This is a genomic window from Atopococcus tabaci DSM 17538, from assembly GCF_000429585.1.
GTDB classification, from domain to species: Bacteria; Bacillota; Bacilli; order Lactobacillales; family Carnobacteriaceae_A; genus Atopococcus; species Atopococcus tabaci.
On record NZ_AUCD01000003.1, the window covers coordinates 18,608 to 31,840 of the forward strand.

Below are 13,233 nucleotides of genomic sequence, written 5' to 3' on the forward strand. Positions count from 1 at the left end.
AAGTGAGAGGGCAAATTTCTTTCTACTTTTACGTCAAAAACCGGTTCACGTAAAAGTGAACACTGAAAAAACTGTTCACTCTTTCGTGAAACATGTCCTCACGAAAGAGTGGCTTAAGTATAATAAGTCATTCGGCGAGATAGGTGGCTTTGGAAATTCTTTTTCAACACAATTCGAATTCGTTCCTTCGAATAAATCCCACCGCACCACTCCCACACCAAGTTGGTGGTCAGCCGCATATCTGAAAACAATAACCATATTTCTTTCGCGCTGCGCAAAATGGCATCCGCGATTGTCTCTTTGTGTCCGCATGCAACACAGAAGCAGGTTTGACGAGTGTCCGCATGTTCAAAAGAAAAGCATTCAGGACACAAAATGCCTTTTCGCAAATCCTCCCAACGATATTCCGGCAAGTTCTTCGGGCGGTAATTCTCGTTATGTAACGCCAGAATTTGATTTGCTAACCGGGTTTCCTTAATCGTCTCCTGCCCGCCTTGACTGAACATATGTTTAAAATGGGCGTGCAGTTGATTTGGAAATAAAAACGAGTCGTTTGGCGGAAAAGAGTGGACAAAAAAATCAGGATGGACGAACACGACATAGGGTTTGATTTGAACGCGGAAACCGAGACTGCGCAGTTTGTTATGGAAATGGACCATGCTGCGATCGGTCTGACCCAGCGGACTTAACAATAGGTAACCCGACTGCGAATAAATCTGACCGTCTTTATAATAGTAGCTGCCGCTGTAATTTTTCACTTCATATAAGTAAAGCACGTCATTCAAAACAATACAGCTATCCACCTGAAACTCATAATCCCCGTTGCTCAAATTCAATCCATTCAATACGATGCCTGATTCGTGATACGGCTTCATGAAAGAATCAAACTGCAGCTCTCCCTCGAAGCCCTTCACTTGATTTTCATAGTCCCGTTTTTCCTTCGCTGATAAATTCATCCGGTGGTGCAACAACTCATATACTCGATGCGTGACAGATTTCGTGCGTGTTTTCAGTATCATGACGGCCTCCTTCAAAAAAGTGTTCTCTTTAATTAAGATACGCAAAAAAGAGGAGATGCTTTTTTTCTTTCAAATGCTAATTGTGTCGGGTATAGTTAGTGAAAGTCGAAGCACCGTGAAAGGAGTTTTTATTTGAAAGCGTATATTATCCGTATTGAACTGGACAACTCACGCCCATTGATTTGGCGTAAAGTGATTATGCCGGCAGGAGCGACGTTCAACCGGCTGCATGATGTGATCCAATCTGTGACCAATTTCCAAGGCGGTTACCCAAGGGATTTCTATCATTTTTACGAATTCGATTTAAGGGAAGAAGACATGGTGGTGACCAATAATGATGAACGTTACTTGGAGCACCAAGCGTACAAGAAAAATAAACAAGTGTTTGAGAAACGGTTAGCAGAGACTCCCGAAGAGTTCTTGGAGTTCGAGCAAAATCATCAAAACAGATTAAAGGTTGTCGTACGGAAACCCACCGGATTAAAAATTGACAACTATCTTGAGAAAGATAAAACCATCGATTACTTATACGACTATGGGGATGATTGGCGTTTCACCATCCAGTTGGAACAAGTGGTGGAGGATTATCATTTTGGGTATCCGACGCTATTAGACGGGGCAGAGACAGCTCCGCCTGAAGATGTGGGAGGACTGGATGGGTTTTATGAGTTTTTAGACGTCTACCGCAACCCATCCCATCCGGATCACAAACAGACTGTAGAATGGGCTTCAGGACAGCGGTTTAGAGAATACAATCCAACATGGATAAATGAATGGATGAAAGGTCTCAAATACAAAAAAACGGAATGGGACCAAATCCACCATGACAATTACCGAATCATTGAAGACAAATACCGCAGCCATTAAATTAACTTGATTTAAATTAGCTCCTGACAGAGATAATGTCAGGAGCTTTTTGCATACGAAAATCCACAATGCATATCATTGGCATCCGACGAAGGGTTTTACCTATAGTAAACATAAGGAAATTGTTTCTCGGACGATGCAGACGGAAAGCGAGGAGAAGCGGATGAAGAAAATCATCGCAGGAGTTGCTTTTGTCACTATCTTTCTTTCCGGGTGTGCCAATGGCGGTCCTACAGAAGAAGATACTTCCAACAACGAACCCGGATTATATGGAAAAATTTTGGATGAATCCGTTGTAGAAGCGGATGCAGAAAAGGATGACCAAGAACAACCGGAACCTGCCGCAACAATAAGTGAAGAGACAGAAGAGGCGTCTATTGAAGCGGAAGTGGAAGCGGCAGTCGATTCCGCAGATGAAGATGTGGAACCCGACGCTGAACTTCTGGAAGAAACAGAGGCGGCCTCGGCGGACAGTGCGGCTGAACCGGTTTTAACCACGGAGACAAAAGGAAAATCGGAACAAGCCTATACATTTGAAGACTTTAGAGGGTACTACGGCTTGTTTTCCGCCGACGATCCGTCACATATGGAAGTGCTGCTGGCGATTTCGAACAATCACCTCACAGTCGGCTGGTGGATGTCTGAATACGAGACGATGGAAATCACCGATGCATTCGTAGACGGCGACACGTTGATCATTGACTACTTCCAGCCTGCAGACGGCGCTTACGTTCCAGAAGACATCTGGGGAACGTTTGCGGTGACGTTGAAAGAAGAGAACGGCGAGAAAACACTATTTATCGAAGGCGGCGAACCTTACAAATTTGTAACAGAACAGGAAGCGGTGGGCTACGGCTTTACAATTCCGGAGTTTATTTCCGAAGACATGTAAAAAATCATCGAAAACACAACTTGCTCGCGGTATAGAAAAGAGGCTGGATGGATTCCAGCCTCTTTTGTTTATTTAAATGCGTGTCCACTTTTCCATGAAAGTAAGCTTCACGAAAGAGTGGGCGAAAAAAACTGGCTTACTCTTCTGTGAAAGTTTGCGTCACGTAAAAATGAATCAAAAAAAGCAGCCCCACTTTCCCGTGAGCCAGTGTTTCACGAAAGAGTGGGGCATCCCAAAAAAAGTTAATCCAAACGCGCCAGTTCCTCTTCTTGGTTTCTGTACTGCACCACAGAAATCACGCCATTCTCACGCAGCAAATCCGCGGCGTCTTCAAAGTGGTACCGGTATTTGTCGGTGGAGTGGGCGTCCGATCCGAGGCTGAAGCGTGTGCCGCCCAATTGCAGGTACAACTGGATAACGTAGCGGTACAGATCGACGTTTCCATATTCGTACATGCTGCGAGTGTTGAGTTCCAGCGCCATTTTTTTGCGGACAATCTCCTTCAACAACTCCGTCAGCTGCGGTTCGAACTCTTTCAGTTCTTCCACTGAAACGCCCAGACGGCGGATGCCGTAGTCGAAGTGCGCGAATACATTGGCCTGGTCCACATTACGGACAGCCTCCAGGCACAAGTCGTAGTATTCGTTCATCACGTCTTTTGGATTTTTTGTGTCCACCACCGGCATCAAATAATCGTACTCGCCGTTTTGGTGCACGCTCAACAGCACGACGTCAAACGACTTGCCTTCTAAGTAAGACTGGATTTGCGGGAAGGATTCACGAGTGTAGCCGACTTCGATGCCGCGCCGGATGCGTCCGCCATACTGTAAGTTCAACCCTTCGATTTCTTCAATATACGCATCGTAATCGAGAACAGTGTCCGTTCCGTCGTTGTATGGATCGTTGAAATCCAAGTGTTCCGTCGTGACGATCACGCCGTCCGTTTGTTCCAAATAGTTCTCGAATGTTTCTGATGAATCAGGTGAAAAATGGGTATGCATATGTTGATCATAGTAAGTCATTGCATTTCCTCCTAAAAGACTGTTTGTCTCCAGTATAGCAAACGCGTATGGAATTCACTTCAACAATGCGTTAAGAGAAAGTAAAAGAGGGCAGACTGAAAAGTCTCAAGGCGTTATTTTTGCTTTTTCGGAAGATTTTTGCATGATTGTGGGAGTTGTTAATATTATACAAAAAGGGGTGGCGCTTGAAGAACGGATGCTATATAATGATGATAACTTGATGAAATCGCATTCATATTACATGTCAATTGGTATCTGTGGTCTGAATAAGGAGGAGATTCAGATGTTGAGAAGAGTCGTAGCAGGTGCATTGGTTGTAACAATTGCAGCAGCTGGGTATGCAGCTATGGAAGTTGAAGAGGATGGAGCCGGTTACATACAAGATCGTATGGAAATCGCAAAAGGTGCGCTTCCTGATATCGGTCTTGGCGTGGTAGTGGAAGCATCAGAAGAAGTGGAACAAACGTACACATTTGAAGATTTTATAGGAAACTACGGTCATTTTTCTCCCGATGAACCGGTACACGTGGATTCGGTGATCACGATTACGGAAGAAGACATCACTGTGGGATGGTGGTTGTCCGAATATGAAACGATGGAAATCACCGGGAAAACAATCGAAGGCGACACATTGGTGATTGAGTATGTACAAAAAGCAGACGGCGCCTATGTGTTAGAAGACACTTCGGGAACCATTGAAGTGACGTTGCAAGAAATAGAAGGCACGAAATTTCTCCTTACTGCAACCGACCAGCCCTTTTATGCTATGACCGAAGAAGAATTGGCAGAGTACGAATACGAACTGCCTGAACTTCATTCAGAAGATATGTAGAAAAGTGTTGGGAGAAATCCCAGCACTTTTTATTGTTAGTTTTATGTGATTTAATTAACAATCTAATTAAAAAGTAACAAATTTTTATTTTTAGTATTGATGATTTTAGTGAAAACGATATAATACAATTGTTAAAACATTCACAAAAAACCCTATACAGGAGGAAGATTCATGAAAGCGATTATTGCAACAAAAGACCGTAAAGCGGAAGTCGTAGAAAAAGATATACGCCCGTTGAAATACGGAGAAGCGCTTTTGGATATGGAATGCTGCGGAGTCTGCCATACCGATTTGCACGTCAAAAACGCGGACTTTGGCGATGTGGCAGGTAGAACGCTGGGACATGAGGGAATTGGTGTGGTCAAAGAAGTGGGAGAAGGCGTCACTTCTTTGAAAGTAGGGGATCGTGCCAGTGTAGCATGGTTCTTTGAAGGGTGTGGACACTGTGAATATTGCACCACTGGGCGTGAGACACTCTGTCGTGAAGTGAAAAACTCTGGTTATTCCGTCGATGGCGGGATGGCTGAACAATGCATTGTCACTGCAGATTACGCCGTAAAAGTTCCAGATGGCTTGTCTTCTGAAGCGGCCAGCAGCATCACATGTGCTGGTGTGACTTGCTATAAAGCCATCAAAGTGGCTGATACCCTTCCTGGCCAATGGATGGTCATTTCAGGAATGGGCGGCTTAGGGAACTTGGCTTTGCAGTACGCCAAAAATGTCTTTGAATTGAAAGTCATTGCCGTGGACATCAATGACGCACAGTTGGAGTTCGCAAAAGAGATGGGCGCAGACATTTGTGTGAATCCATTGAAGGAAGATTTAGGAAAAGTGGCGCAAGAACGAGTCGGAGGCGCACACGCTGCAGTGGTTACAGCAGTCGGCAAATCGGCATTCAATCAAGCGGTCGATTCACTCCGAGCAGGGGGGAAAGTCATTGCTGTCGGGTTACCGTCAGAATCAATGGACTTAAGCATCCCACGTTTGGTACTGGACGGCATTGAAGTCATCGGTTCGTTGGTTGGAACCCGTCAAGACTTGCGGGAGGCCTTCCAGTTTGCGGCTGAAGGAAAAGTGGTTCCGAAATATCAGATGCGTCCAATGGAAGAAATCAACGAGATTTTTGAAGAAATGGAACAAGGAAAATACACCGGACGTATGGTCATCGATTTGAAAAACTAACTAGACAAAAAGATGCCAGAATAATTCAATTCTGGTATTTTTTTTGGTTTCAGTGCCAGATGATTTGTAGTACGATGAGGGAAAGAACTCCGGAAAGGGAGCGACGGCATGAAACAAGAAAATTTGGTCATCAATACGCTGGTATTTGACGAACTCATCAAAAATGGGACGCATCAAATCGATTTGTTGGACCGTATCCCTCAACTTGGCATCAAGAAAGTGGAAATCAGAAGAGAATACCTACGCGATGAAGACGAATTAACGGAATTGAAAGAAAAAGCTCAAGCGTTGGAAATGGAGTTGTTCTATTCGGTTCCGGACATCTTGTTCCAAGAAAAACTCTTGGAACAAGACACGCTGGTTCAATATTTCGAGGAATACAATATGCTGGGCGCAAAACAGCTCAAGATTGTCGCCGGCTATGCAGAAGCTCCATCCGAAGAAGAAATGGAAATGTTGGAAGAGCTGATGGAAGAATACTATATTCACCATTTGACATTGGAGAACGACCAAAGCGACTATTCCACACCTGAAAAGTTGCAGCGGCTCCTCCAGCAATTGTTGGACATCGGTATTCCGGCCGCGTTGACGTTCGATACCGGAAATTTCCTCATCATCGGAGAGGACCCGGTGAAAGCAGCCGAAACATTAAAAGAAGACGTTTCTTTTGTCCATATGAAAAACGTCAACGCCGACACGCATGAATTGACGCTGGTGGACGAGGGCGATGTGCCAATGTTTGATGTGATGGAGGTTTTCCCTGAAGACATCCACTACGCCATCGAATACCCATGCGGATCGAACCCATTTGAGACGGTGGAAAAAGAAATTCAAAAACTCACGAAATAAGAAAGAAAAACTCTTTGCGACAGATATACCTTCGCGAAGAGTTTTTTAATTAAATCATTTTTGCCGCATCTCTGGCAGAATCCTTTTTTTCTAACCTTATGAAAAGGGATACAATAAGAGTAACAAGAAAAGGAAAGGTGAGAGACATGGCAGAAAAGAAAGCAAAGATTGTCGCGTTGACGGCTTGTCCAGTCGGCATCGCCCATACGTACATGGCTGCAGAGAATATCCAAAAAGCCGGGGAGAAAATGGGCATCGACATCAAAGTCGAAACGCACGGTTCCATCGGGGTGGAGAACGCGGTAACAGATGAAGAAATCCGGGAGGCGGACGGCATCATCATTGCCTCGGACACGAATTTGGACAAATCCCGTTTCCAAGGCAAACGCCTGGTCAACGTTGGGGTGCAGGAAGGAATCCGAAATCCAGAAGAATTGATCCAACGCATTGTGAATGGAGATGCGAAAGTGTACGGAGAAGCCAACGTGGCGCAGGAACCGGCTCAAACACAAAGCAAAGACCGGGAGAATCCGATTTACCGTCATTTGATGAACGGGGTTTCTTACATGGTGCCGTTCGTGGTCGTCGGTGGACTGCTCATTGCGATTGCGTTGACGATCGGCGGGGAAGCGACACCGGAAGGCATCGTTATCCCTGAAGGAACCATCTGGGCCGCGCTGAATTCCATCGGCGGCGTAGCGATGTCACTCATGATTCCTATTCTATCGGGATTCATTGCTTACAGTATCGCAGACCGTCCAGGATTGGTGCCTGGAATGATCGGCGGCTTTATCGCAGCGGACGGAAGCTTTTACGGAAGTGAAGCCGGGGCCGGCTTCATCGGCGGCATCATCACCGGTTTCTTGGCAGGATACGTGGCCTTGTGGCTGAAACGGGCGAAGGTTCCGAAAGCGATGCAGTCGGTGATGCCGATCATCTTTATTCCGATCCTCTCGTCTGTTGTGGTGGGACTGTTGTTTATCTTACTGATCGGACAGCCGATTGCGGCATTTTTCGAAATGTTGACGGGCTGGCTGGCAGGTATGCAGGGCGCCAGCAGCATTTTGTTGGCAATGATCCTTGGCGCCATGATTGCCATCGACATGGGCGGACCCTTCAATAAAGTGGCGTTCTTGTTCGGTTCGGGGATGATTGCGGAAGGAAACTATGAAATCATGGGACCAATCGCGGTCGCTATCTGTATTCCGCCGATTGCGCTTGGACTGGCTTCCTTGGTGATGAAAGACAAATTCACGCAGGGCGAAAGAGAAACCGGGAAAGCGAGCTTCACGATGGGACTCTTCGGCATCACGGAAGGCGCCATCCCGTTTGCTTCACAAGACCCGTTGCGTGTCATCCCGAGCATCGTGGTTGGGTCAATGGCCGGAGCGGTCGTGGCTTCTCTGGGAAGTGTCGGGGACCGAGTGGCGCACGGCGGACCGATTGTGGCGGTTCTTGGAGCAGTGGACAACGTGTTGATGTTCTTTGTGGCGGTAGCGGTCGGAGTGGCTGTGACCATGCTGTTGCTCAAAGTGTTGAAGAAAGACATCGAAGAACCAGTGATGGTTGCGGAAACCGCTGCTCCGGTCGAAACCCGCGGCAGTACAGAAGTGGTGCCGGCACCTGCCTCGCCATCCAAAACGAAAGAGATCAACCAACTGACTGATATTTTGACTTCCAACTTGATTGAACTGGACTTGGAAAACGACACAAAAGAAGGCGTCATGGATGAATTGATCGCCAAACTCGTTCAACACGGAAGCGTCACTTCGACGAACGAATTTAAAAAAGCGATCCTCACCCGTGAAGCGGAGAGCACAACCGGAATCGGCATGAACATCGCCATTCCTCACGGGAAATCGTCCGCGGTGACAGAACCGAGCGTGGTATTCGGGCGCAAACTGGAAGGCGTCGACTGGGACAGTTTGGACGGCACGCCGGCCAAATTGGTTTTCATGATTGCGGTTCCGGAAGAAAACCAAAATGACGCTCACTTGAAGATTTTGCAAATGTTGTCTCGTCGATTGATGGACGATCAGTTCCGGGAAGACTTGTTGAGCGTGGAAACAAAAGCGGACGCTTATGAGCTGTTGAAGACCGTCTCTTAACAAAATCAAATTGAATCATTCGGGCATTCTCCGTATAATGAAAGGGAATTCTTTCATGCGGAGGATGCTTTTTTTGCTGCAAAGAATGGAAAGGGGGGCAGACGATGGACAAGCGTAAAATACAGCTGTTGAAACAGCTGATCGATCAAAAAGGACAGTATGAGACGATGCAGAGCCTGGCAGAACAGTTGGGTTGCTCTGTTCGTACACTGCGGAACGATCTCGCATCTTTTTCGGTGGAATTGGAAGAGAGAGGCTTCCCGCCGGTGGAACGCAAGCCGGGTACCGGCGTGCGTTTGGTATGCGAACCAGAACAGTGGAAAGAATTGATGAGGTGGAGCTGGGAGCTGGAACGCACCACACCGTTGGAAGCGGAAGAGCGGCAGTTGTTTGTCTTGTACCAGTTGTTGATGTCCAAAACGCCCCTCACTATCGACTCTTTAGCCCGAGAGCACTATGTGTCTGCACCTGTGATTCGCCAGGACTTGAAGGCGTTGGCAGAGATTTGCAGACCTTATCAACTAACCGTCCGGTCGATTCAAAGTGCCGGTACAACCATTGAAGGAACGGAAGTAGGGAAGCGGGCTCTCTTGTCTCACACAGTGAAGCAGTTGAGCACATTCAGCTCAAAGGAAAAAATGCTGTTTCAGTTTTTTGAACCCGGAGAAATTTCCGTTGTGGAAGAGGCCTTTGACCAGTTGATGCGGAAACATGATGTGCAGTTCAATTCAACAGAGTTGGAAGGACTGAAACTCCATATGTTGTTTACAGTCAAGCGCCTGCACCTGAAGCAGCCGGTGGAACTGCCGAAGGAAAAAGTGACCAGCGTACGAGAGACAGTCTTTTATGAATGGGCTGCCCAATTGGCCAAAACCATTGAAGAAAAGATCGCCGTTCGTTTTCCAGTGAATGAACTCACGTACCTAGCCTTGCATTTTCAAAGTAGGCATGCAGACCAGACACAGGACGACTCTCATCCTCAATGGGTCGCAGAGTTGGTGCAGCAGCTGATTTCAGAAGTGGCGGACCTGTTCAAACTGCCTTTGGACCAAGATCAGTTGTTACGGGAAAACTTGATGCTGCATCTGACCACCACCGCATCTCGTCTGGGAAACGGCTTGGTCATCTCCAATCCTTTATTAAAAGAAATCAAAAAAGAATATGTCCACCTATTTTATTTCATCCAAAGTGTCGTGGAAAGCAGTTGGAAAAACGAACAGCGGAGTCTGCCGGAAGAAGAAATCGGGTATTTGACGGTTCATTTTCAAGGCGCTTTGGAAAGGCAGAAAGTCTCCGAGACTCGTGAGGTGGCAGTCGGCATTGTGTGCCACTACGGCGTGGGAGTATCGGCGTTCATTCAGGCCAAGATTGAAAGTCGCTTTCCTGAAATCGAGCGCACCGTCACTCTGTCGGAAGACGAGGTGGATACTTTCGTACGGACCCATCCGTTGGCGTTCATCCTGACCACCTTACCTTTGGAGGTGGCGGAAACTCCTGTGCTGATGATTTCTCCGCTGCTGCATGAAGAAGAACTAGATAAAGTCAGCGATATGTTGGAATTGACGGAACAGACATTTTCAGCGGAAATGCCGTCTTCTTTTTCCTTGCTGGATTATTCGCAGCCATTTTTGATTCATTTGCAAAAAGAATTTGAAACGCGGGAAGAAGCGCTGACGTTTATGTGCCAGGAAATCATCCGCCGCGGCTACGTGGAAGAACCTTATCTCGACACCGTGTTGGAACGTGAAGAACGGGCGTCGACGGCCATCGGGAAAGGGATTGCCCTTCCGCACGGTGACTCCGCTTATGTCAACCAACCGACCATCAGCTGCATGACGTTGAAGGAACCCATTCAGTGGGGGAACGAATCGGTGTCTGTCCTCTTTTTAGTGGCGGTAAGAAAAGAAGACTTGAAAAACAACGACGCCAAAGGATTTTTCGCCTATGTCCACCGGTTGATGGACCAAACGGAGTTGCTGCAACGGATGAAAAACGAGCAGAATGTCGTGGCGTTTTTGTCGGATTTTGGAGAAGGGTGAAGAGAATCTTGTCTCGGAAGAAATAAATAAAGAGAGTACCGTTTTATTGACTTGATTCCTTCTCTCAGGTGAAATAAATCATCAGTCGTCCGATTAATTCTCTTGAGAAGCGTTCTCGGAGGAATGATTCAAGGGATAATAGAAATAACTCGTCTGAGAACCATTCTCAGACGAGTTATTTGCTTCTTAAGGAATTAATTGCGTTGAGGAGCCATCGATGGACATGGTATGTCTGATCGATTTTATTGTTCTCCAACTGGTGCCCCGCGCCACGGCGGTCCTTCGTGCAGCTCACTATTGATTGCGTCTACAATGCTTTCTTGGTCATCGTTCAACAAAATGAGTCCGCTGCGGTTGTCTTCGTCAGGAGTATTGTTTTCCGCGTCGATGCAGACTGGAAGGGGAAGGAAAGAGTCGTGTTCGATCACCTTTTCCAGCACCACGACGTGCGACCAATTCTCCCCGAAGTCATACGTAAATAAGACAGAGTCGTTCTTTTGTTTCAACCATTCCGACAACAGGGTGGTTTCTTCATCGAGCGTCCGGGGAAACTGGCGGCAGGACAAGTGACCGAACCCGTTGTTCCTTTCGTTGAACGCAGTATGGAAATGGTCGCGTGCGGCGTTTTTCAGGTAGTCGTCCACGATGTCGTGGAAAATCAGCTCATTGGTGAATTCTTCTTTTAAGGATTCCATCTGTTTCATTTGATAAAATTCAGATTCTTCCGCATCTTCTGCGCTGCCGATTCGCAGGTGTTTGATGTGTTTGCCGCTTGATTTGTAGATTTCAAAATCATGCAGGTGGGTACCCGTCCAGTCGAAAGCGACCAGCAAGACTTGGTGGAATTCTTGAAAGGTCATGCTGCCGTCAACCTGTAGGCGCCGCCAGACAGGAATTCCCACGTTTTTCAGGGTTACATACAGTTGATAAATCATTCCCTGTCCTCCTTATAGTGCTGTTCCCACTGTACTGGAGGAAAGAAGAGAACGCAAGAAGAAAAAAAGATTCCCGGGCGCATCTGCGTCCAGGAATCTTTGCGAATCGAATCGTTTAATGAATGGTCGAAGAGGGGGCGTTGAACCGGTCGAACGCACGTTGGAATCGAGTTCGGAAGAAATGCATCAACGGTCCTAAGAAGAAGGAGGTGATGACGGTGCTGATGCCGACGGTCGCTCCGAATGAAAAACCGAGAACGGTGTAGAGAACATCCAATGTCACTCGCGCCACCCGGAATGAAATCTTGCCGTTAGATTTTTCCTCGAGGATGATCGGCAATGCATCCACTGGTGACACACCCAAATCTGCAGCAATGTACAACGACGCTCCCATCGCTACAACCACGATTCCGATCACCGCCAGGAGGAGCCGGAGCCAGAATGAAGACACATCTCCAAACTGTGACTGGAAAAGGGCCAAGACCCAGTCAGAAATGTTTCCGACCAAAAGGATGCTGAGCACTGTTCCCAAGCCGATGAAACGGCGTGCAGTGAAAAACACAATGATGAGACCGACTAAGTTAGATAAAATATTCAAGGTACCGAAACGGATGCCCGTCAATGAATGGATGCCCAAGTTCAAGGTTGAAAAGGGATCGGTTCCCAAGTCAGCGATACGCAGAAATGCGATAGCAACCCCGATCAACATAACTCCCAACAATGAGAAAAGCAGCCTTATTTGTTTGATACGATTCATTTTTCCCCTCTTTTTCACTTTATTTAAGCACTCCAATCTTACGTTTCAAATGAAACGATGTCAATTGCGTTTTTATGACAAATATCGAAACACAGAATGAAATCGTTTTAATTCGTGAGCTGCCGGTGTATGATAAGGGTGAAGGAAAGTGCAGGGAGGAGGGAGTGAGATGCTGTGTGTGGGCTTTCTCCGCGGCATCAATGTCGGGGGGAAGAAAAAAGTTTCCATGGAAGAACTGAAAGAGATGTATGCGGCCTTGGGTGCCTCCAAAGTGAAAACGGTCGGCAACACGGGCTGCGTGATTTATGACTCCTCTGAGTGTTTGTTTGAACCGTATGTAGAAAAACGATTGCACAAAACATTCGATATGAAGATTTCGTATACAGCGATTCCGTTTGCTTATTATAAAAAAGCATTGGAGGAAGCACCGGAGTGGTGGGGAAAAAATGAAGACTGGCGGCACAACGTCCTCTTTTTGACCCACAACTATCCCGTTGACAAAGCGCTGCAGGAAATCGGCGAACTAGATCCCCAATACGAACAGATTTACTGCAAATACGGGATGATCTTTTGGTCTTCGGCTTTCAAAGACCGCAAAGCATACTACAAAACCCAATACTCCAAACTGGCGAAAAAAGAGTGTTACCCATACTTCACCATCCGCAATTACAACACGGCGTTGAAAGTATTGGAGAAATCCCAAAAGCTTCACAAAGAACTGTCTCGGTGAC

At 46.8% G+C, this 13,233-nt stretch carries 12 protein-coding genes; 8 read left to right on the plus strand and 4 right to left on the minus strand.

Annotation, left to right across the window (positions count from 1 at the left end):
• Positions 1 to 113: 113 nt before the first annotated feature.
• Entirely contained in the window at positions 114 to 1,019 is a 906-nt protein-coding gene (locus tag G470_RS0101155; protein ID WP_084172024.1) for a nuclease-related domain-containing protein, read from the minus strand.
• Between the two features lie 132 nt (positions 1,020 to 1,151).
• Between G470_RS0101155 and G470_RS0101160 the strand changes: the two genes are divergently transcribed.
• A complete protein-coding gene (locus G470_RS0101160) occupies positions 1,152 to 1,886 on the plus strand; it encodes a plasmid pRiA4b ORF-3 family protein (protein ID WP_028273225.1) in 735 nt (244 codons plus the stop codon).
• Between the two features lie 163 nt (positions 1,887 to 2,049).
• Positions 2,050 to 2,778 carry a hypothetical protein gene (locus tag G470_RS0101165; RefSeq protein WP_028273226.1) on the plus strand — a complete coding sequence of 243 codons (729 nt, stop codon included), beginning with the start codon at positions 2,050 to 2,052 and terminating at the stop codon, positions 2,776 to 2,778.
• Positions 2,779 to 3,020: 242 nt separating this feature from the next.
• Here G470_RS0101165 and G470_RS0101170 read toward each other — a convergent pair whose 3' ends face one another.
• Positions 3,021 to 3,800: a histidinol-phosphatase HisJ family protein gene (locus tag G470_RS0101170; protein WP_028273227.1), complete on the minus strand. Its 780-nt coding sequence runs from the start codon at positions 3,798 to 3,800 to the stop codon at positions 3,021 to 3,023.
• A gap of 283 nt (positions 3,801 to 4,083) precedes the next feature.
• On the opposite strand from G470_RS0101170, the gene G470_RS0101175 reads away from it, so the two are divergent.
• From G470_RS0101175 to G470_RS0101195, 5 genes are all read left to right on the plus strand, one after another.
• Positions 4,084 to 4,632, plus strand: coding sequence for a hypothetical protein (locus G470_RS0101175; protein ID WP_028273228.1), 549 nt, complete (start codon positions 4,084 to 4,086; stop codon positions 4,630 to 4,632).
• 171 nt (positions 4,633 to 4,803) lie between these two features.
• Positions 4,804 to 5,814 carry an alcohol dehydrogenase AdhP gene (gene adhP / locus G470_RS0101180; protein WP_028273229.1) on the plus strand — a complete coding sequence of 337 codons (1,011 nt, stop codon included), beginning with the start codon at positions 4,804 to 4,806 and terminating at the stop codon, positions 5,812 to 5,814.
• 108 nt (positions 5,815 to 5,922) lie between these two features.
• Positions 5,923 to 6,663, plus strand: a complete 741-nt coding sequence (locus G470_RS0101185) for a sugar phosphate isomerase/epimerase family protein (RefSeq protein WP_028273230.1) — start codon at positions 5,923 to 5,925, stop codon at positions 6,661 to 6,663.
• 146 nt (positions 6,664 to 6,809) lie between these two features.
• Positions 6,810 to 8,771 carry a PTS fructose transporter subunit IIABC gene (locus tag G470_RS0101190; RefSeq protein ID WP_035444821.1) on the plus strand — a complete coding sequence of 654 codons (1,962 nt, stop codon included), beginning with the start codon at positions 6,810 to 6,812 and terminating at the stop codon, positions 8,769 to 8,771.
• 104 nt (positions 8,772 to 8,875) lie between these two features.
• Positions 8,876 to 10,810 carry a BglG family transcription antiterminator gene (locus G470_RS0101195; protein WP_028273232.1) on the plus strand — a complete coding sequence of 645 codons (1,935 nt, stop codon included), beginning with the start codon at positions 8,876 to 8,878 and terminating at the stop codon, positions 10,808 to 10,810.
• Positions 10,811 to 11,052: 242 nt separating this feature from the next.
• Here G470_RS0101195 and G470_RS0101200 read toward each other — a convergent pair whose 3' ends face one another.
• On the minus strand, positions 11,053 to 11,745 hold the full coding sequence (locus G470_RS0101200) for a plasmid pRiA4b ORF-3 family protein (RefSeq protein ID WP_028273233.1): 693 nt from the start codon (positions 11,743 to 11,745) through the stop codon (positions 11,053 to 11,055).
• Positions 11,746 to 11,860: 115 nt separating this feature from the next.
• A complete protein-coding gene (locus G470_RS12310; RefSeq protein ID WP_051258350.1) occupies positions 11,861 to 12,502 on the minus strand; it encodes a YczE/YyaS/YitT family protein in 642 nt (213 codons plus the stop codon).
• Between the two features lie 169 nt (positions 12,503 to 12,671).
• Here G470_RS12310 and G470_RS0101210 point away from each other — a divergent pair, with 169 nt between their 5' ends.
• The gene (locus tag G470_RS0101210) at positions 12,672 to 13,232 is read left to right on the plus strand and encodes a DUF1697 domain-containing protein (RefSeq protein WP_028273234.1); all 561 of its coding nucleotides are present in this window, start codon (positions 12,672 to 12,674) and stop codon (positions 13,230 to 13,232) included.
• Position 13,233: the final 1 nt, after the last annotated feature.